The organism is Mesorhizobium sp. M0048 (genome assembly GCF_040323405.1).
Classification (GTDB): domain Bacteria; phylum Pseudomonadota; class Alphaproteobacteria; order Rhizobiales; family Rhizobiaceae; genus Mesorhizobium.
Genome location: NZ_JAMYUV010000001.1, coordinates 244148 through 262614 on the forward strand (window position 1 = coordinate 244148; position 18467 = coordinate 262614).

Here is an 18467-nt window from a genome sequence, read left to right on the forward strand (position 1 = left end):
ACGCCGCCGTTTTTTTGGTTCTCTTGGAGGCCTTATGCCGCCGGCTGCGCCTCAATCGTGCGCAACGCCTGCGTCTGGCGCTTGGCCGCGGCCTTGACCGCGTCCTGCACCTTCTCGAAGGCACGCACCTCGATCTGCCGCACCCGCTCGCGGCTGATATCGAACTCGGCCGACAGCTCTTCCAGCGTCAACGGCTCATCGGCGAGGCGGCGCGCCTCGAAGATGCGACGTTCGCGGTCGTTGAGCACGGCAAGAGCGCCGGACAGCATGCCGCGCCGGTTTTCCAGCTCGTCCTGCTCGATCAGCATCTCTTCCTGGCTTTCGTGGTCGTCGACCAGCCAGTCCTGCCATTCGCCGGACTCGCCTTCACTGGCCCGGATGGGCGCATTGAGCGAGGCGTCGCCCGACAGACGGCGGTTCATCGACACGACTTCCGCTTCCGAGACGTTCAGCCGGGTGGCAATCTCGGTGATCTGGTCGGGCTTCAAATCGCCTTCATCGAGCGCCTGGATCTTGCCCTTCACCTTGCGCAGGTTGAAGAACAGGCGCTTCTGGTTGGCGGTGGTGCCCATCTTGACCAGGCTCCACGAGCGCAGGATGTATTCCTGGATCGAGGCCTTGATCCACCACATCGCATAGGTGGCGAGACGGAAGCCGCGCTCCGGTTCGAATTTCTTGACGGCCTGCATCAGGCCGACATTGCCTTCCGAGATCACTTCGCCGATCGGCAGGCCGTAGCCGCGATAGCCCATGGCGATCTTGGCGACGAGCCGAAGGTGGCTGGTGACGAGCTTGTGCGCAGCCGTGGTGTCCTCATGCTCGGCGTAGCGCTTGGCGAGCATGTACTCTTCCTGCGGCTGAAGCATCGGAAAGCGGCGGATTTCTTCCAGGTAGCGGCTGAGACCGCCTTCGCCGGAAACGATACTGGGTAATGACTGGGCCATGATAGCGCCCCCTCTCTATTGGAGTGATGCCCCCGAAACGCGGCGGGCATGTGGCACGAATGCCAAAGGCACATTCGCGCCAACCGACATATATAGGAACAAAACCAGAAAGACAGGCATTTGTTCAACACGAAACAGTGTGTCACGCTGAAGTGAACAACGCCGGTCAGGTTTTCAGGTGGTTGGTTCAGAGCTTGCGGAAGCCGTCGACGAGTTCCTCCATGTCCCACGGTATCGGTGCTTCGAACCTCATCGTTAGATGGGTATCGGGATGGCGAAATGCAAGGAGGCGGGCGTGCAAAGCTTGTCGCGGAAACGCCTTTACCTTGCTCTTTAGCGGCTCGGGCAACCGATTGGCCTTGGTGCGGAAAGCCTGGCCGTATTCGGGGTCGCCAATCACCGGATGGCCGATATGGGCCATGTGGACGCGTATCTGGTGAGTGCGACCGGTTTCCAGCCGGCATTCGACTAGGCTCGCCGTGGCGAATTCCTGCTGCTGCTCGCCAAAGCGCTCGACGACGGTGAAATGCGTTATGGCATGGCGCGCATCGTCGCGGCCTTGCGGCACCACGGCACGGCGTACCCGGTCGGCGGCGCGGCCGAGCGGCGCGTCGACCGTCCCGGTCGGCCTTGCCGGTATGCCCCAGACCAACGCCAGATAGGCGCGCTCGAGATCGCCGGTCAGGCCGTGGTCGGCAAAGGCCTCCGACAACGCCTTGTGGGCGCGGTCGGTCTTGGCGACGACCATGACGCCGCTGGTCTCCTTGTCGAGGCGGTGGACGATGCCCGGCCGTCTCACGCCGCCGATGCCGGACAGGCTGTCGCCGCAATGATGGATCAGCGCGTTGACCAGCGTACCGGTCCAGTTGCCGGCGCCGGGATGTACGACCAGCCCGGCCGGCTTGTTGATGACGATTAGCGCGTTGTCCTCGTAGAGGACGTCCAGCGCAATATCTTCGCCTTGCGGCGCCGCCGGTTCAGGCTCCGGCATGTCGACCGACACGCTGTCACCTTGTGCCATCTTGCGCTTCGTCTCTTCGACCTGCCTTCCGCCGATCCTGACCGCGCCTTGCTTTATCAGCATCTGCACCCGGCTGCGCGACATGTCGGGGCCGAGCCTGGCCGCCAGCCATTGGTCGAGCCGCTGGCCGGCGGCATCGGCGCCCGCCTCCAGCACGATCGGTCCGGCCCCTATTAATTGTCTGACCTCTTCGTTATGAGCGCTCATCGAAAACAGTTCCGGAATCTGCTGCCATGGCCCGGCCGCTTGCCGACGAAGACGAGGAAAAGCCACTCGACCCCGAGGTCGAAAAGGTGCGGACGAAGCTCGTTCGCTTCGTCGCCATCAATCTCGGCCTGCTGTTCCTCGCCCTTATGGTGGTGATAGCAGCACTTGTCTACAAAGCGCGCAACGCGCCGCCTGCCGCCCCGCCGTTGACCAGTGACTTCCAGGTGCCGGCAGGCGAGCCGGTCAACGGCGACATCGTGCTGCCGGTCGGCGCCAGGGTGGTCAGCCAATCGCTCTCCGGCAATCACCTTTCGATCGACGCCGAGCTGCCCGACGGCAGCCGCGCCATCTTCGTCTATGACATTACCGAGCGCCGCATCGTCGGCCGTTTTTCGATCAGGAACAAATGACCGGTTTTGCCGAACACCGCAGCATTGCCACGGTCGCGCTTGTCGTCGCAAATTATGACGAGGCGATTTCCTGGTATGTCGACCGGCTGGGTTTTGTGCTCACCGAAGATATCGATCTCGGCGGCGGCAAACGCTGGGTCACGATCACGCCGGGCAAAGGGCAGGGCGCGCGGCTGCTTCTCGCCGAAGCATCCGGCGATGCGCAAAGGCACGCCGTCGGTAACCAGACCGGCGGGCGGGTCTTTTTGTTCCTCGAAACCGACGATTTTGCCCGCGACCATACGCTGATGCTCGAAAAAGGCGTCGAGTTCCGCGAAGCGCCACGCCATGAGGCTTATGGCACGGTCGCGGTCTTCGCCGACCTTTATGGAAATCTCTGGGACCTGATCGAGCCAAAACGATAGGCTTGCAGCGGATTTTTCGTCTGTGCGAGCAGTGGCCCTGAGCCTAGTTGCTTTTTCCCAGCCGTCAGCCTATATCGCCGGTTCTTGAACGCGCCCATCGTCTAGCGGTCAGGACACCGCCCTCTCACGGCGGGAACAGGGGTTCGATTCCCCTTGGGCGTACCAAGTCTCTCCAAGCTCTCGGCAAACCATCAATCCGATCCATCGCCTTAGGTCGCGGCGGATTTGGCTCATTGCCGCTTCTGACGCAGCGGAGCCGATTGCATTAGTATTGCATCATGGGTCTTGCGGCACAGAATTAGCGGCGCGCAGAACGTCGCGCTGAACAGGGCAGTCGATGCCACGCGGGGAGGAGCCAGATATAGAAACTACAATCGCCAGGCGTCCATCACGCTGGTCGGCACTGCCTGGAGCCGACCTGAGCTACAGCGGCCGGCGGCGGATCGTTTTGGCGAGCTCGGCGAAGGCGCCTCTCCCTTGAAGGGTGGATGCCGGGAATACTCGGCCCTTAGCACCGGCCAGCGAAGCTGCGCGCGACGCGCATGGCTGGGCTCTAAACGCGCCATACTCCAGTTGCAGTATCGTAGTTTCTTTGCCGTTCGAACTTCTCTCATGGTTTCGCACGATACCAAGATGTGCTGCGAACGACACATCCACGGCGCGCTCAACCATTCGATCTATTCCGGCAAGCCGAAAAGTGTTTGCGCGCCTGCTATTCCTCCGAGCGGATGACTGCCCATGGCGATCATCGGCTCGGTAGTTTCTGCTTCGAACACTGTCGACGCGAGCACCGTCCGTCCCAACGGCTTGCACAACCCTTCGATGCGGCTGACAAGATTTACAGCCTTGCCGATCGCGGTGAAGTCCAACCTGCCGGCAGTGCCGATATTCCCCCAGAGTATCTCGCCGACATGCAGGCCAATGCCATATCCGAGCTCAGGGCCGCCATTGCGGCGCCGAGTTTGGTTGAGATGATCTATCCCGGCGCGCGTAGCCTTCACGGCTCGGACCGCAGCGTCACATGCGGCATTTGCATCGCGCTCGCCAATCGGGAAAATCGCGAGGACGCCATCACCTATAAACTTGAGAACCTCACCACCAAATGCGTGCACCGCGCCGGCGACGCAATCGAACCAGGCATCAATTACCAATACGATCTCGTCTGCATCATAAACCTCGGATAGATCAGTGAAACCTCGAAGGTCCGCGCACAGAAGCGCAGCCCGTATCGTCTCTCCCTTTACTCGACGAGAATGACCGTTGAGTACATGTGCTGCACTGCGCTTTCCCAAATATGCTTCGAGCAATGCGCGTTTCGCGGACCGTTCTGCGAGTGCGGTCATCGGAGCCGCGGCAAACCGGGAGATTTGCCGCAGCAGCTCTGACTGCGCATCATCCGGAGTATGATCGAACGCCCACACCAAAGTCGGTGCGACACCGCCCGCTCGCTCGTCGAACACGATCGCCCGCGTCGTGCCAAGCCACTCCCGCAGCACGAGCCGGGGATCGGCATTCTGGCGGTCGGCGCCTATCCCCAAAGCCTCGACCACTTCACCCCCAGGCGCTCGCCAGAGCCAGATGCGGCGTGAAATGATCGGGTCGGGAGCATCCTGCGCCAGCGCGCCGGCGACGATCGGCAGGCCGTCTTCCATCAAATGCGTTGAGAGCTGCAATAGAAGTCGCCCACCGTCGTCAATATGCGCGGCGTCGTCCAGAAGGAATGAAAGCGAGTTTGCGAGAAGCATCGGTAGAAGGTCACTCGGCACCGGCTTATGCTTACGCCTCGAACATCTTCTTGCAACTCCCCATATTCGCTTGCACGGCATTCGATGCGGATGTGACCTGGAGTGAGCGATGGCGGAATCGGTTTACACAGAGATTGAGGTCGCGGCGCCACAAGCGACCGTGTTCGCGCTTTTGACGGATCCGGACCAGATCGTGCGATGGATCGGGACCGAAGCGAATTTGGATGCATCGCCGGGCGGTCTGTTCCTCGTCAATGTCGGTGGTCGCCATATGGCGCGCGGTGAGTTCACCGAGGTGATCCCGGTCCACCGTCTTGCCTACAGTTTTGGCTGGGAAGACAACGAGACCGTGCCGCCCGGCTCCAGCCATGTCGAGATCGACCTGATCGCGAGGGATGCGGGGACACTGATCCGCTTCACGCATAGCGGACTGCCGAACGCAAAGGAGCGTGACAGCCACCGAAGGGGATGGGAGCACTACCTCTCAAGGCTGAAGATCACTGCCGATGGGGGACATGTCGATCCCGATGTGCCGATGGAGAATATGTGATTTTCGTCTAAGGGGCCACGGATGCCGGTAATCCGAACCAGGCGCGGCATGCGTCAACGAGGCCCCTTTGACCGGCCGTCGCCAAACCGGCTGCTCGGGAACCCAGCGACCTGCGGGCTGCCGCACCATTACAGCTGCCGGCGACGGATCGTTTCGGCGAGCTCGGCGAAGGCGTCCGCGCTCTTGCGCCTGCGTGGAGTTCTTGAAACTCAGCGCTTCTGGCGCAACGCCTCGGATTGAACTAGCATCCGTTCATCAAAGCTCCGGCCGCACTCCTGCAGGATGCGGAATGCGGAGCGCAGGCGAGCGAGGCCGGGCGCGGTCACATGCCGGGCGCTGATCCAAGCGCGACTGGGCATCCGAACTTCCGTTCGGCGGCAAGACGGCGTGGCCGGGAGGAGTCAGATGCAGAAGCTGCAGTCACAAGGCGTTCATCACATCACGCTGGTCGGCGCCGGGCGTCAGACCTCGATCGATTTCTGGGAGGGCGTGCTCGGCATGCCTTTCATCTTCGAGCAGCCCAACCTCGACAAAGCCACCGAAAGCCATCTCTATTTCGATCCGGGCGATGGCCGGCTGATCACCGTCTTCACCGATGACAGCCGCACGCCGGAGAAACGGCGCACGCCGACCGATACGGGCTGCGTGCATCACATCGCGTTTGCGGTGTCGCGCGTCACCTTCCTGCAGGCGGTCGCCCGGCTCGACGAGCGCGGCATCAAGCACAGCGGCGTCAAGGATCGCGGCTTCATGGACTCGATCTATTTCGAGGATCCGCTCGGTCTGCTGATCGAGCTCGCCTCCTACCGCTTCGAGCCGCCGGCCGGCTTCAGCCATGCCGACGTGCTGATGGAGGCGCACAAGCTGCGTGTCGCGCGTGGCGACTACAACATCGCCGAGGTGCACCTTGCCGATGCGATCCAGGCGCTTGTCGAGCGTTCGCGCACGACCTTGTCGGAGGATCGCGCACCGAAAAATCCGTACTGACGGCACGCCGAACAAAGGGAGGATTTAATGGCAAAGACAGCAACCAAGAGTGCAAAGAAGCCCGCGGCCAAGGCAGCCAGGCCAGGAGCGAAGCCGGCGGCCGAAGCCGCCGCCAAGTCAGCGGCGAAAGTGGCAAAGCCGGCGACGAAGGTCTCCGCCAAAAAGGCCGCGAAGACCAAGGCGAAACCGGCGAAAAAGCCGGCGCTCACGCTCAGCATGCTGAAGCCGAGCGTCAACAATATGAGCGTTCGGGTGTTTGCACGCGCCGCCGGGCTCGACCATTCCGAGACCGACGTATGGGGCCTCACGCGCTCGCCCGAATACATGGCGCGAAACCCGGCCCATTTGACGCCGATGATCGAGGACAAGGGCCTGCCGAGAGGTGTCTTGTGGGAAAGCTGCGCCATTATGCAGTACCTCGCCAACAAGCACGGCCTGGAGAAACTATATCCCAAGGCGCCGGCCAAGCGGGCAATGATCGACAGCGCCATGTTCTACCTGATCGGCACGCTCTACCCCTATGTGGCGCGCGCCACCTATCCTGCACTGAATTTCCCGCAATATGCCGGCGAGGTCGGCCACAGCGACGCTCATCCCGACAAGAAGTCGGAAGCCCAGAAGGCCGCTATAAAAGCGATAGCCGAGCCGCTGGAGGTGTTTCACTCCTTCTTCAGGAACGGCAAGCCGTTCATTGGCGGCAAGGACCCGTCGATCGCCGACATCCGTCTGGCGGCGACGCTCGAGTTCCTCGCCGTCATCGACTACGCGTTGCCCCAATGGGCAAAAGACTATATGGCGGCAATCGAGAAGAAGCTCGGCAAGGCCTATGCCGAGCCGGCCGGCGACGTGCGCGGCTATATCGCCTATGTGAGATCGCAGGCCAACGCCTGAGGCACATGCCAATAGCGGTCGTCCGCACGTCTGCAGGAGCCGGTAATGAATTGGGGATTTTTTTAATCTCCCCTGTTTGCACGATGTGGGGAGCTTAAGGTTTCGTTAACCTAAACCCTTTCTACTGAATCCACTTCCAGCCCGCGACCACGGATGTACTGGCGCGGATGGGAAGCAAAGGTCGGCTGCGCGCCGGCCTTTTGCTTATTTCAGCCCCTGCCGAAGTTGCGCCAGACGGCGTTTCACGACGCCTGCATGGCTGATGAAACGCGTCGCCGCCATCTTGTCATCGCCGCTGTCGGCCCTACCATCGAAGTTCGTCCCGTCCTCGAGGGCGGTTCAAGGACAGAGGCCCTGCCATGAAAAGCATTGCTGGAATGATCGTGATTGCAGGCGCCATGCTGGTGGGCGCAACCGGTCAATCGAATGCAGCGACGCTCAACACCATGCCCGAGGTCGGGGCTGCCATCCAGGCGTGCTGGACCCCTCCGGCGAATGCCGGGAATTCCACCGTCACCCTGAGCTTCAGCTTCAGGCGCGATGGCACGCTGATCGGCCGGCCCAAGCCGACCGCCATCCGCGTCGCCGGCGAGGAGAAGGCGCGCCAAGCTTTTGTCGACGCGGCGGTCGCGGCCGTGGACCATTGCCTGCCGTTGAGCTTTTCACCGGCGCTGGCTCAAGGCATCCCGGGCAAGGTGTTCACTCTGCAATTCAACTCGCCCAAACAAGAACAGGCTGCACCGCGAGTGAAGGCTTCGCCTTGATCTTTTCCAAAAACCGGATTCCACTTTTCGGGATCTAGTGGCGGCTTCGTCTGGCCTCGACATGTCGCGCCAGTTCCGGCATCTCGAAGACATAGTCGCTCCAGGCCGATTCCGGAATCTGGCCGGCGAGATAGCACTCCAGCAAAAGCCTCTGCTCGTGATCGAGTGGCCTTGGTGCGCGTTCATGGTCCAGCCCAAGTGAATGGAACAGATTCCTGGTCAGCCCCGCGACAGTGAAGTGGATCGACATCTTCGGTCTCCTCCTTTGGCCGCTCAACGCCGAACCTGGGGCTAAGGTTTCAGCAACGGCCGGCCGGCAACGCCGGATTGATCGCGGTGCGGAACCAGCCGCGCGCTTCAAATTTCGCCGTGGCGGGCGTCGTTGCTGCCGGTTCGTCTCAATCTTGAAATAAAAATGTAATATTGAATTCACGCGAGTGGATTTACTACACTAGAACTGAAGTCTCCGATGGTGTTGTGGTCTACTTCAATTAGGTATAAATGATTTAGCCAGCACTTATCCATAGTCGACAAAGAAATCCTGTTCTCGGTGCAACAAGGACAATGGTCGTTCCAATGACACGCTTCTGGCTCCTCACGATTCTGATGCTGGTGTCGGCAATAGCCATTGCGCTCGGCACATCCTTCTCCTACGCGGATAGCTGCCGTGCTATCAGGAGCCAATTGCTTTCGGCGGGGCGCAGCGGCGGGACCAGCCCCGAGCTTGCCCGACTGCGCCGGCAACTCGCCGCGCTTCAAAAGCTGGAGAGACAACGCCGATGCACGGCGAAAACGGCCGGCTTCTTCTTCAACCCCTGCGCCGACCTGGTCGCCGGCAAGGCGGAGGTGCAACGCCAGATCGTCAGACTGTCGAATTCGGGCAGGGACACGTCCGGATTGAAGGCCAGGTTTGTCGCGCTGGGCTGCGCCGCCCCCGCTGCCAAGAAACAGCCGGCGCAGCAGCGCACAGCAGCCAAACCCCAATTCGCAGGCGCAACAATGGGCGGCAATCGGATGCTGTTTTGCGTTCGCTTGTCGGACGGATATTTCTTCCCCGCGCCAAGATCGCAGTTCGCCAAGAGCGACGATCTGAAGGAAACGGTCGATCAGTGCCGCTATATCTGCGACGATGCCGGCGTCGACCTCTACACGCTGAGCGACGCCACTCGCGAGACTGAAGAGATGGTCGCGCTCCAGTCGGGAAAACCCTATGTGGAGCTACCTGCCGCGTTCCGGTACCGCGACGACGCGAACTTCAAGGCCTGCGACGTCAAGCGCTATTATCGGCGCGTCGCCGAACTCAGGGCACGAACCGTGACACCGGCCAACATGACCAACGCCATCATTCCTTTGCCGACGGCAAAGCCGGATTTTGGCATCGTCGCGGAAATTCCTGAATCCGGGATCGAAACCGCCGGTGCCGTTCCTGCAGAGGCAAAAACGCCGGTTGCCGAGGTGCAAGGCGCTGCCCAGCATCAGTCGATCGAAAGGGCGATCGGCGCGCGGCCGGTGAGAGTGGTCGGGCCGGCCTTTTTCCCGGCGAACTGACCTAGGCGGGCGATGTTCCGAGACGGCGAACTTTTGACCGGATAGCCGCTTCGAGGCGTAGGGCCGTCGACCGACGTCGGCTGGTTATTCGCAGACCATGCGGGCACGTTTGCCGGGCTCGCTGACGTTCCTGCAAGTTAGCGCCTTCGTCGGCTCCGGCGACAGCACGGGTGGGTTGTTGGTGGCCCTCCTCCGTGGCGCTGCAACGGAAGCTGCATTCCTGCGCATCGCCGGCCTTTTCGTCGTTTGCGGCGCCACTGGAAAGACGTCGGTCTCCAGTTGCGACTGTTCGGCTTGCGCCTGCGGCGAAGGCCGGTCCCAGAACCGGCGAACATCGAGCGGCTTGGGAATGATCACGGTGCCGTCATAGCTGCGAGCGCAGCCGCTTCCCAGAGGCAGCGCCAGGCACAGGAAGACAGGCAGAATCCGTCGAGACATCAGCAATACCCCTGCAAGCTTATAACGCCGCTTCGGCCTAACCGACAACCGGCGGAATAGGGCGAAGGGAGTAGATACCGTGAAGTAGAAGTCGTCGCGCTTCCCGTCGAAGGCCTTGCTCGAAGATCGAGCGCCGAGTCGGGCGCGAATGGGGATCCAGCGCGAGTTAGAAACTTGCGATTCGTCAACGCTTCCAGCGTAAGGCCATGGTGCGATCGCACCATACCAAAGCCGCGCTCAGTGGCGACAATGGGATGTTCGAAGTTCCGCTCCTCCAGTTACGGGCGGGAGCAGCGACCGCCGGCAAGAAACAGGGTCAGATTTACCCCAACGGACCTGTTTCGGCGATGGCGCGGCCATGACACGTTCTGGCTGCATGCAACGCGCTCCCGTCCGGTTTTTTTCTTTTAAAGCCGGTGGCTGCGATCGCCGAGCCGACGATGCCGGCCGGAAATCACGCAAGCTGCTGATTCCAGCGGCAAACCGCGGCCCATGCCGACAAAGCCCGCGGCCGCTCCTTCTTAACCCGGCTGGACGACGTTACCGGAGCGACATGAAACTGTCATGCGACTGTAATAATCGGGGGCTATTGGCCTCAGCGGGCGCCGGAGGAATGGCGCCGAGAGACCATATTCCGAACAGGAGCAGGCCACATGAGACATTTCATCCGCTCGGCGGCCGTTGCGATTGCAATGGCGGCGACGACCACCCTCACTCTGTCCGCCGCGCTCGCCGCGGACATCTCCGGCGCCGGCGCCACCTTCCCCTACCCGATCTATGCGAAGTGGGCCGACACCTACAAGAAAGACACCGGCGTTGGCCTCAACTACCAGTCGATCGGTTCCGGCGGCGGTATCAAGCAGATCAAGGCCAAGACCGTTACCTTCGGCGCTTCGGATGCGCCGCTCAAGGGCGACGAGCTTGAAGCGTCCGGACTGGCTCAGTTCCCGATGGTGATGGGCGGCATCGTTCCGGTCGTCAATCTCGAAGGCATCAAGCCGGGCGAGTTGGTTCTCGACGGCCCGACGCTGGCCGACATCTTCCTCGGCAAGATCACGAGCTGGGATGACGAGGCGATCAAGAAGCTCAATCCCGACGTCAAGCTGCCTTCGCAAGCGATCGCGGTCGTTCACCGTTCCGATGGTTCGGGCACGACGTTCAACTTCACCTATTACCTCGGCGACGTCAGCGCGGACTGGAAAGAAAAGGTTGGCGTCGACAAGGCCGTGGAATGGCCGGTCGGCATCGGCGCCAAAGGCAATGAGGGCGTTGCCAACAACGTCTCCCAGACCGGCGGCGCGATCGGTTATGTCGAATACGCCTACGCCAAGCAGAACAAGCTCACCCACACCGACATGATCAACAAGGACGGCAAGAAGGTCGAGCCCACCGCAGCCGCGTTCTCGGCGGCAGCGGCCAATGCCGACTGGAGCTCGCAGCCGGGCTATGGGGTGATCCTCGCCAATGAGCCGGGCGCCGAGTCCTGGCCGATGACGGCGGCGACGTGGATCCTCCTGTATAAGAAGCCGGACGACGCCGCGACCACCGGCGAAGCGCTCAAATTCTTCGCCTGGGCGTATGACAAGGGCGACGAGATGGCCGGCGAGCTGGACTACGTTCCGATGCCCGACAAGGTGGTTGAGAGCGTCAAGGCCATGTGGGCCAAGGAAGTCGTCGGCGACGATGGCAAGCCGCTCTACTCGGCTATGTAATCTCCTCCAGGGAGGGCGTCGACGGCGCCCTCCCTGTTGCCTTTAATCGCGAGGACCCAATGACCATCGCTTCCGATGCCATGCCATCATCTGCAGCAGCCCGGGCCAGGGACGCTACGGTGCGGCGCTTCGCGCTCACAGATGCCATATTTCGCGGACTCACCCGCGCTTCCGCAATCCTTGTGCTGGTCATCCTCGGCGGTGTCGCGATCTCGCTGTTTGCCGGCTCATGGCAGGCGCTGTCGTCCTTCGGCTTTTCTTTCCTGACGACTGAGAGCTGGAATCCGGTCACGGAAAAATTTGGCGCACTGGCGCCGATCTACGGCACCCTGGTAACGGCGGCCATCGCCATCCTGATCGCGGTTCCGATCGGCATCGGCATTGCGATCTTTCTCACCGAGCTCTGCCCGCGCCCGCTCAGGCGCCCGATCGGCATAGCGGTCGAGCTATTGGCCGGCATTCCCTCGATCATCTATGGTATCTGGGGCCTGTTCGTGTTCGCGCCATTCCTGCAGACGACGATACAGCCCTTCATCATCAACATCTTCCACGGCGTGCCGGGACTATCCAGCCTTTTCGCCGGCCCTCCTTACGGCATCGGCCTTCTGACCTCGGCGCTGATCCTCGCCATAATGGTGTTGCCCTTCATCACCTCGATCACCAAGGATGTCTTCGATACGGTGCCGGCGGTGCTGAAGGAATCGGCCTACGGCATCGGTTGCACGACCTGGGAAGTGACCCGGCGCGTGGTCATTCCCTATACCCGCATCGGCATCATGGGCGGCGTCATGCTTGGCCTCGGCCGGGCACTCGGCGAAACCATGGCGGTGACTTTCGTCATCGGCAACGCGCATCGCATCAGTGCCTCCCTGTTCGCACCGGGCACGACGATTTCGGCGACCATCGCCAATGAATTTACCGAGGCCGACGGCGACCTCTACACCTCCTCGCTGGTCGCGCTCGGCCTGATCCTGTTCGTCATCACCTTCCTGATCCTTGCCGCCGCCCGCTATATGCTGATGCGGATCGACGCCCGTACGGGAGCCTGACCGATGTCGACATCCTCATCGCTCCACAGCCGCCGCAAAGCCAGGAATTCGGTGATGATGGCGCTTTGCGTCGTCGCCGCCGGCATCGGGCTTGCCTGGCTGGCGCTCATCCTCGGTGCGTTGGTCTATAAGGGCACAGCCGGGCTTTCGTTCGCGGTCTTCACCGAGATGACGCCACCACCGGGCGAGGCCGGCGGCCTGCTCAATGCCATCGCGGGCAGCCTGCTGATGACGATCATCGCCGTTGTCGTCGGCACGCCGATCGGCGTGCTGGCGGGAACCTACATGGCCGAGTATGGACGCTTTTCGCGCATCACCACCGTCGTCCGCTTCATCAACGACATCCTGTTGTCGGCGCCGTCGATCATCATCGGCTTGTTCGTCTATGAATTGATGGTGCGGCCAATGGGACATTTCTCGGCCATTGCCGGCGCCGTGGCGCTTGCCATCCTGGTCATTCCGGTGGTCGTGCGCACCACTGAAGACATGCTCAACCTGGTGCCGAACGCGTTGCGTGAAGCCGGTGCCGCGATCGGCGCGCCGCGCTGGGTGGTGATCCGTTCGGTCGCCTACCGCGCCGCATTGTCCGGCATCGTCACCGGCATATTGCTGGCGATAGCACGCATTTCCGGCGAGACGGCGCCGCTGCTCTTCACCGCGCTCAACAACCAGTTCTGGAGCAGCAATATCAACGCGCCGATGGCCAGCCTGCCGGTGACCATCTTCCAGTTCGCTCTCAGCCCTTACGAGGAATGGCAGCAACTGGCGTGGACCGGCGCACTCATAATCACCCTGACGGTTCTGGGCTTGAGCATCCTCGCCCGCAGCCTTACCGGACGCAGAGAGGACAGATGACACAGATGTTGTCCCCGGACATGACGATGACCGAAACGGTCACCGAGAAGACGAAGATCGAGGTCAAGAACCTCAACTTCTACTACGGCCAGAGCAAGGCGCTGAAGGACATCAGCCTGTCGCTGCCCGAGCGCAGCGTCACGGCCTTCATCGGCCCTTCGGGTTGCGGGAAATCGACGCTGCTGCGCGTCTTCAACCGCATCTACGAGCTCTACCCGAAACAGACCGCCGAGGGCCAGGTGCTGCTCGACGGCAAGAACATTCTCGACCGGTCGCAGGATCTCAACCTCCTCAGGACAAAGATCGGCATGGTATTCCAGAAGCCGACGCCGTTCCCGATGTCGATCTACGAGAACATAGCCTTCGGCGTCAGGCTCTACGAGAATCTCGGCAAGTCCGAGATGGACGGCCGCGTCGAGCAAGCGTTGAAGCGGGCCGCGCTGTGGAGCGAGGTCAAGGACAAGCTAAACGCCAGCGGCTTGAGCCTGTCCGGCGGCCAGCAGCAGCGGCTCTGCATTGCCCGCACCGTGGCAGTGAAGCCGGAAGTCATTCTGCTCGACGAACCGGCTTCGGCCCTCGACCCGCTGTCGACGGCCAAGATCGAGGAACTGATCGACGAGCTGCAAGCCGACTACACGATCGTCATCGTCACCCACAACATGCAGCAAGCGGCGCGCGTGTCGCGCCAGACCGCCTTCATGTATCTGGGTGAACTGGTCGAGTTCGACCGGACCGAGAAGATATTCACGTCGCCCCGCGAGAAGCGCACGCAGGACTACATCACTGGCCGCTTCGGCTGAGCCGTTCCGATCATGCATATGAGGACAGGACCATGGGCGAACACACAGTCGCTTCTTTCGACGAGGATCTCGAGCAGATCAGCAAGCTGATCCGCGACATGGCCGACCTCGCCGGTTCGATGGTCGGCGGGGCGACCAAGGCCCTGTTGAATTCCGATAACGTGCTGGCGCAACGCGTCGTCTCCGACGACGCCATCATGGATGCGCGTCAACGCGAACTGGACGATCGCGCCATCACCCTGATCGCCAAGCGCCAGCCAATGGCTCACGATCTGCGCCATGTCGTCGGAGCGATCCGCATGGCCGGCGACCTCGAACGCATCGGCGACCTTGCCAAGAATATCGCCAAGCGTGTGAGCGCGGTCGGCCTCAGCGCCACGCCGCGCGACCTATCGCATTCCATCGATGCGATGGCGCAGCTAGTGCTCATCCAGGTGCAGGGCGTCATCGAGGAGTATGCTGCAGGCGATGCGGCCGCCTTGGCCAAGCTGCGCGCCGCCGACGAGCGTATCGACGTCAAATACACGTCCGTGTTCCGCGAGCTGTTAACCTACATGATGGAAGATCCGCGCAACATCACTGCTTGCACGCATCTGCTGTTCTGCGCCAAGAATCTCGAGCGGATCGGCGACCATGTCACCAACATCGCCGAAAATGCGTATTATGTGCTGACCGGCGAACAATTGCCGGTCAATCGTCCGAAGCAGGACGAAACGACAATGTCCGCGCCGGTGACATGATGGGGGTGCCCAGCCGATGATCGCACCACGCATAATGGTGGTGGAGGACGAGGAGCCGTTGGGCGTGCTGCTCCGCTACAATCTCGAATCCGAAGGCTACCAGGTCGAGGTGGTGACACGCGGCGACGAAGCCGAGATCCGTTTGCAGGAGAATGTGCCCGACCTTCTGGTGCTCGACTGGATGATACCGGCGGTTTCCGGCATCGAGCTCTGCCGCCGGTTGCGCGTGCGCCCCGAAACCGAGCGGCTGCCGATCATCATGCTGACCGCGCGCGGCGAGGAGAGCGATCGGGTGCGCGGTCTTTCGACCGGCGCCGACGACTATCTCGTCAAACCGTTTTCGACGCCGGAATTCATGGCCAGGGTCAAGGCGCTGCTGCGGCGCGCCAAGCCGGAAGTGCTGTCCAGCGTGCTGAAGGTCGGCGACATCGTGCTCGATCGCGAATCGCACAGGGTCTATCGCAAGAAGAGCGAAATCAGGCTCGGGCCGACCGAATTCCGGTTGCTCGAGTTCATGATGCGGCATCCGGGCCGCGTCTTCTCGCGTAGCCAGTTGCTCGATAATGTCTGGGGCGAGACGATCTACATCGACGAACGCACCGTCGACGTCCATGTCGGGCGGCTGCGTAAAGCCGTCAATAACGGCCGCATGCCGGATGTCATCCGCACCATCCGCGGTGCCGGCTATGCGATCAGGGAAGATTGACCCGCCTGGTCAGGCGACGTTCTTTCTGACGCCGGGCCTCATTTGCGCGCCCGGCGCGAAAATCTCCTGGTCGACGAAGCTTAACGCCCGCATCGCGCAGCCTTCGCGGATCAGCGGCAATTCGTTCGGCTCGGTATCGAAGGAGATCGAGCCCGAGTGCTGGCCGCCGGCGGTCTGGGCGATGGCCTTGCGCAAGGCCGGCTCGATCAGATCGAAGGCGGCGGCACTGGCGCCGACCATCGCGACCGGTGCCGGATCGATCAGCGCGAACAGCGAGCCGAGACCGAAACCCAGCGCTTCGCCGGCCTTGCGGTAGGCCTCGCGTTCCGGCCCATCCTTCTCGCGCGCGCGGGCGGCCAGCGCGCGCATGTCGGCGTCGCTGACGTCGGCGATAGGTTCGCTGTCTTCGCTCATCTGCCTGGCGTTGCGCCAGATGGCATAGTTGCCGGCATAGGCTTCGATGCAGCCGCGCCGCCCGCAACGGCAGAGCGCTCCGCCCGGACGATGGATCATGTGGCCAAATTCGCCGCCCGAGGAATGCGTCCCGGTGAACAGTTCGCCCTTCAGCACAAGCCCCATACCGATGCCATGCGAAAGCAGGATGGCGATGAAGTCGTCGCGATAGCGATCCGGATCGCGCCAGCGCAAAGCCACCGCCATCATATTGCAGTCGTTCTCCACCGTGGCCGGGATACCGAATTCGTCTTCCAGCATGTCGGCAAAGGCGATGTCGGTCTGCGGCGTGATCGGCGACCACAGCATGGCGCGTGCAGGGGAGTCGGTAATGCCCTGAATCGCCAGGGCGATGCGGGCGACACTGCGGGCGTCAAGGTCTGGGTCCTCGAGCCGGCGCCGGACGATGGCCATGCATTCGCGGATCAGCTCGTCGCGCGGCATGGTCAGCGTGTCCAGCCGGCGCTGTTCCTCGGCGACCACCTGTCCCGCATAGTCGATAATGGCGGCCGACAGGAAATTCAGTGACAACACCACGGTCAGCACCGCCGCCGCTTCCGGGTTGAGGGCGAGGCCGACCTGCGGACGACCGCGTTTCAACGAAACGGCCTCACTTGCCTTGCTCTCGGCGAGGATGCCTTCCCGTATCAGGTCGGAGGAGATCGCCGATATGGTTGAATGACTGAGGCCGGTGGTGGCTGCGATCTCCGTACGCGACGGCTGGCCGGCCCGGCGCACCGCCGAGATCACCATCGCCCGGTTGCGCCGGCGCAAATCGTCGTGGCGGATTCCGACCGACATCGTTTTGCTTTCCTCCCGGTTGCCGCGGCCGCTCATGAACCGGAAGCCGTCGGTAATGTCCGACAAATAGTGTCGGATGCGGCAAATAGTGTCAGATGCAGGTGGCGCTGTCATCGTTTATTCCGACGCTCGAAAAAACTCGCACAGTCATCAAAATCCATCACAATCGATGTTGACAGCAGCCGGAGATCGGGCCAGTATTTTTTCGAGGCTCGAAAAAATTAGAGCTTCTAAGCTGGTCGTTGAGCAATTGGTCACGCCGTACGCGGCGCAGGGAGGATATGATGAAGAAATTCACGACCGCCATTCTGGCGGGTGTCGCCATGACGCTGGCGCTGGCGTCGGTGGCGCAGGCGAAAGACAAGGTCATCGGCGTTTCCTGGTCGAACTTCCAGGAAGAGCGCTGGAAGACCGACGAGGCCGCAATGAAGGCGGCCATCGAGGCCGCCGGCGACAAGTATATTTCCGCCGACGCACAGTCCAACCCCGGCAAGCAGCTCACCGACGTCGAGAGCCTGATCTCGCAGGGTGCCAATGCGCTGATCATCCTGGCACAGGATGCCTCGGCCATCGGGCCGGCCGTGCAGAAGGCACTGGACGAAGGCATCCCGGTCGTCGGCTATGACCGGCTGATCGAGAACAAGGACGTGTTCTATCTGACCTTCGACAACAAGGAAGTCGGCCGCATGCAGGCCCGCGAAGTCTTCAAGGTGAAGCCGGAAGGCAACTACGTCTTCATCAAGGGTTCGGGTTCCGATCCGAATGCCGATTTCCTGTTTGCCGGTTCGATGGAGGTGCTGAAGGAGGCCATCGACAGCGGCAAGATCAAGAATGTCGGCGAGGCCTATACGGACGGCTGGCTGCCGGCCAACGCTCAGAAGAACATGGAACAGTTCCTGACCGCCAACGACAACAAGGTCGATGCCGTGGTCGCGGCCAATGACGGCACCGCCGGTGGCGTCGTCGCCGCGCTGACGGCGCAAGGGCTGGCCGGATCGGTTCCGGTCTCGGGCCAGGACGGCGACCACGCCGCACTGAACCGCATCGCGCTTGGCACACAGACCGTGTCGGTGTGGAAGGACGCGCGCGAGCTCGGCAAGAACGCCGCCGAGATCGCCTCGCAGCTTGCCGACGGCAAGCAGATGACCGACATTGCCGGCGTGAAGGATTTCACCACGCCCGGCGGCAACACGGTCAAGTCGCTGTTCCTGACTCCGGTCGCCATCACCAAGGATAACCTCAACGTCGTCATCGACGCCGGCTGGATCAAGAAAGAAGAGGTCTGCGCCGGCGTGGCGGCTGGCACTGTTGCGGTCTGCAACTGAGCCGACGTTTCCGAGAAGTCCGAACGCCGCGGCCGCTCGCCGCGGCGTTTTTTCAAAAAGAATTGTTTTTCCGCTTCCGGCGGATAACTTCTAGGCTGCTTCCGGCATCCGCGGCAG

The 18467-nt window shown here is 61.9% G+C and carries 20 protein-coding genes and 1 tRNA gene; 15 read left to right on the top strand and 6 right to left on the bottom strand.

Annotated features, from left to right (window positions below; translation table 11 throughout):
- Positions 1–32: 32 nt before the first annotated feature.
- Complete coding sequence (gene rpoH, locus NKJ84_RS01255) at positions 33–944, bottom strand: RNA polymerase sigma factor RpoH (protein ID WP_023678514.1); 912 nt, start codon at positions 942–944, stop codon at positions 33–35.
- Between the two features lie 187 nt (positions 945–1131).
- Positions 1132–2172 carry an RluA family pseudouridine synthase gene (locus tag NKJ84_RS01260; RefSeq protein ID WP_352505015.1) on the bottom strand — a complete coding sequence of 347 codons (1041 nt, stop codon included), beginning with the start codon at positions 2170–2172 and terminating at the stop codon, positions 1132–1134.
- Between the two features lie 26 nt (positions 2173–2198).
- Between NKJ84_RS01260 and NKJ84_RS01265 the strand changes: the two genes are divergently transcribed.
- The 3 genes from NKJ84_RS01265 (at position 2199) to NKJ84_RS01275 (ending at position 3151) form a co-directional block, all read left to right on the top strand.
- A complete protein-coding gene (locus NKJ84_RS01265; RefSeq protein ID WP_352505016.1) occupies positions 2199–2582 on the top strand; it encodes a fimbrial protein in 384 nt (127 codons plus the stop codon).
- Positions 2579–2986, top strand: coding sequence for a VOC family protein (locus NKJ84_RS01270; RefSeq protein ID WP_352505017.1), 408 nt, complete (start codon positions 2579–2581; stop codon positions 2984–2986). Before NKJ84_RS01265 ends, NKJ84_RS01270 begins: the two co-directional genes overlap by 4 nt.
- Positions 2987–3076: 90 nt before the next feature.
- Positions 3077–3151: transfer RNA gene (locus NKJ84_RS01275), tRNA-Glu, on the top strand.
- Positions 3152–3663: 512 nt separating this feature from the next.
- Here the strand turns inward: NKJ84_RS01275 and NKJ84_RS01280 are convergent.
- Complete coding sequence (locus NKJ84_RS01280) at positions 3664–4731, bottom strand: adenylate/guanylate cyclase domain-containing protein (RefSeq protein ID WP_352505018.1); 1068 nt, start codon at positions 4729–4731, stop codon at positions 3664–3666.
- Positions 4732–4840: 109 nt separating this feature from the next.
- On the opposite strand from NKJ84_RS01280, the gene NKJ84_RS01285 reads away from it, so the two are divergent.
- From NKJ84_RS01285 to tolA, 4 genes are all read left to right on the top strand, one after another.
- Complete coding sequence (locus NKJ84_RS01285; protein ID WP_254816562.1) at positions 4841–5281, top strand: SRPBCC family protein; 441 nt, start codon at positions 4841–4843, stop codon at positions 5279–5281.
- A 405-nt stretch (positions 5282–5686) separates the two neighbouring features.
- Complete coding sequence (locus NKJ84_RS01290) at positions 5687–6268, top strand: VOC family protein (RefSeq protein ID WP_352505019.1); 582 nt, start codon at positions 5687–5689, stop codon at positions 6266–6268.
- A 27-nt stretch (positions 6269–6295) separates the two neighbouring features.
- Entirely contained in the window at positions 6296–7159 is an 864-nt protein-coding gene (locus NKJ84_RS01295) for a glutathione S-transferase family protein (protein WP_352505020.1), read from the top strand.
- Positions 7160–7518: 359 nt separating this feature from the next.
- Complete coding sequence (gene tolA, locus NKJ84_RS01300; RefSeq protein WP_254816565.1) at positions 7519–7923, top strand: cell envelope integrity protein TolA; 405 nt, start codon at positions 7519–7521, stop codon at positions 7921–7923.
- Between the two features lie 34 nt (positions 7924–7957).
- Here the strand turns inward: tolA and NKJ84_RS01305 are convergent, their stop codons facing one another.
- Positions 7958–8173, bottom strand: coding sequence for a hypothetical protein (locus tag NKJ84_RS01305; protein ID WP_254816566.1), 216 nt, complete (start codon positions 8171–8173; stop codon positions 7958–7960).
- Positions 8174–8499: 326 nt separating this feature from the next.
- Between NKJ84_RS01305 and NKJ84_RS01310 the strand changes: the two genes are divergently transcribed.
- Positions 8500–9471 (top strand): DUF2865 domain-containing protein, encoded by a 972-nt coding sequence (locus tag NKJ84_RS01310; RefSeq protein ID WP_352505021.1) that lies wholly within the window; start codon positions 8500–8502, stop codon positions 9469–9471.
- An 84-nt stretch (positions 9472–9555) separates the two neighbouring features.
- Here the strand turns inward: NKJ84_RS01310 and NKJ84_RS01315 are convergent, their stop codons facing one another.
- On the bottom strand, positions 9556–9909 hold the full coding sequence (locus NKJ84_RS01315) for a hypothetical protein (RefSeq protein ID WP_254816568.1): 354 nt from the start codon (positions 9907–9909) through the stop codon (positions 9556–9558).
- 653 nt (positions 9910–10562) lie between these two features.
- Between NKJ84_RS01315 and pstS the strand changes: the two genes are divergently transcribed.
- The 6 genes from pstS to phoB are packed head-to-tail and all read left to right on the top strand — an operon-like array spanning position 10563 to position 15771.
- Positions 10563–11621: a phosphate ABC transporter substrate-binding protein PstS gene (pstS, locus tag NKJ84_RS01320; RefSeq protein ID WP_352505022.1), complete on the top strand. Its 1059-nt coding sequence runs from the start codon at positions 10563–10565 to the stop codon at positions 11619–11621.
- Positions 11622–11680: 59 nt separating this feature from the next.
- Positions 11681–12670, top strand: a complete 990-nt coding sequence (pstC, locus tag NKJ84_RS01325; protein WP_254816570.1) for a phosphate ABC transporter permease subunit PstC — start codon at positions 11681–11683, stop codon at positions 12668–12670.
- Between the two features lie 3 nt (positions 12671–12673).
- A complete protein-coding gene (gene pstA, locus NKJ84_RS01330; protein WP_023720929.1) occupies positions 12674–13525 on the top strand; it encodes a phosphate ABC transporter permease PstA in 852 nt (283 codons plus the stop codon).
- Complete coding sequence (gene pstB, locus NKJ84_RS01335; protein WP_254816571.1) at positions 13522–14325, top strand: phosphate ABC transporter ATP-binding protein PstB; 804 nt, start codon at positions 13522–13524, stop codon at positions 14323–14325. The genes pstA and pstB overlap by 4 nt, the downstream gene beginning before the upstream one ends.
- Positions 14326–14357: 32 nt before the next feature.
- Positions 14358–15065: a phosphate signaling complex protein PhoU gene (phoU, locus tag NKJ84_RS01340; protein ID WP_023678534.1), complete on the top strand. Its 708-nt coding sequence runs from the start codon at positions 14358–14360 to the stop codon at positions 15063–15065.
- Positions 15066–15081: 16 nt separating this feature from the next.
- The gene (gene phoB / locus NKJ84_RS01345; protein WP_031212149.1) at positions 15082–15771 is read left to right on the top strand and encodes a phosphate regulon transcriptional regulator PhoB; all 690 of its coding nucleotides are present in this window, start codon (positions 15082–15084) and stop codon (positions 15769–15771) included.
- Positions 15772–15780: 9 nt separating this feature from the next.
- On the opposite strand, the gene NKJ84_RS01350 is transcribed toward phoB, so the two are convergent.
- The gene (locus NKJ84_RS01350) at positions 15781–17025 is read right to left on the bottom strand and encodes an ROK family protein (protein WP_352505023.1); all 1245 of its coding nucleotides are present in this window, start codon (positions 17023–17025) and stop codon (positions 15781–15783) included.
- A gap of 284 nt (positions 17026–17309) precedes the next feature.
- Between NKJ84_RS01350 and xylF the strand changes: the two genes are divergently transcribed.
- A complete protein-coding gene (gene xylF, locus NKJ84_RS01355; RefSeq protein WP_352505024.1) occupies positions 17310–18350 on the top strand; it encodes a D-xylose ABC transporter substrate-binding protein in 1041 nt (346 codons plus the stop codon).
- Positions 18351–18467: the final 117 nt, after the last annotated feature.

Coding starts and splice junctions, on each gene's coding strand:
- rpoH (WP_023678514.1), bottom strand. CDS start 944: ATGGCCCAGTCATTACCCAGTATCGTTTCCGGCGAAGGCGGTCTCAGC.
- NKJ84_RS01260 (WP_352505015.1), bottom strand. CDS start 2,172: ATGAGCGCTCATAACGAAGAGGTCAGACAATTAATAGGGGCCGGACCG.
- NKJ84_RS01265 (WP_352505016.1), top strand. CDS start 2,199: ATGGCCCGGCCGCTTGCCGACGAAGACGAGGAAAAGCCACTCGACCCC.
- NKJ84_RS01270 (WP_352505017.1), top strand. CDS start 2,579: ATGACCGGTTTTGCCGAACACCGCAGCATTGCCACGGTCGCGCTTGTC.
- NKJ84_RS01280 (WP_352505018.1), bottom strand. CDS start 4,731: ATGCTTCTCGCAAACTCGCTTTCATTCCTTCTGGACGACGCCGCGCAT.
- NKJ84_RS01285 (WP_254816562.1), top strand. CDS start 4,841: ATGGCGGAATCGGTTTACACAGAGATTGAGGTCGCGGCGCCACAAGCG.
- NKJ84_RS01290 (WP_352505019.1), top strand. CDS start 5,687: ATGCAGAAGCTGCAGTCACAAGGCGTTCATCACATCACGCTGGTCGGC.
- NKJ84_RS01295 (WP_352505020.1), top strand. CDS start 6,296: ATGGCAAAGACAGCAACCAAGAGTGCAAAGAAGCCCGCGGCCAAGGCA.
- tolA (WP_254816565.1), top strand. CDS start 7,519: ATGAAAAGCATTGCTGGAATGATCGTGATTGCAGGCGCCATGCTGGTG.
- NKJ84_RS01305 (WP_254816566.1), bottom strand. CDS start 8,173: ATGTCGATCCACTTCACTGTCGCGGGGCTGACCAGGAATCTGTTCCAT.
- NKJ84_RS01310 (WP_352505021.1), top strand. CDS start 8,500: ATGACACGCTTCTGGCTCCTCACGATTCTGATGCTGGTGTCGGCAATA.
- NKJ84_RS01315 (WP_254816568.1), bottom strand. CDS start 9,909: ATGTCTCGACGGATTCTGCCTGTCTTCCTGTGCCTGGCGCTGCCTCTG.
- pstS (WP_352505022.1), top strand. CDS start 10,563: ATGAGACATTTCATCCGCTCGGCGGCCGTTGCGATTGCAATGGCGGCG.
- pstC (WP_254816570.1), top strand. CDS start 11,681: ATGACCATCGCTTCCGATGCCATGCCATCATCTGCAGCAGCCCGGGCC.
- pstA (WP_023720929.1), top strand. CDS start 12,674: ATGTCGACATCCTCATCGCTCCACAGCCGCCGCAAAGCCAGGAATTCG.
- pstB (WP_254816571.1), top strand. CDS start 13,522: ATGACACAGATGTTGTCCCCGGACATGACGATGACCGAAACGGTCACC.
- phoU (WP_023678534.1), top strand. CDS start 14,358: ATGGGCGAACACACAGTCGCTTCTTTCGACGAGGATCTCGAGCAGATC.
- phoB (WP_031212149.1), top strand. CDS start 15,082: ATGATCGCACCACGCATAATGGTGGTGGAGGACGAGGAGCCGTTGGGC.
- NKJ84_RS01350 (WP_352505023.1), bottom strand. CDS start 17,025: ATGTCGGTCGGAATCCGCCACGACGATTTGCGCCGGCGCAACCGGGCG.
- xylF (WP_352505024.1), top strand. CDS start 17,310: ATGAAGAAATTCACGACCGCCATTCTGGCGGGTGTCGCCATGACGCTG.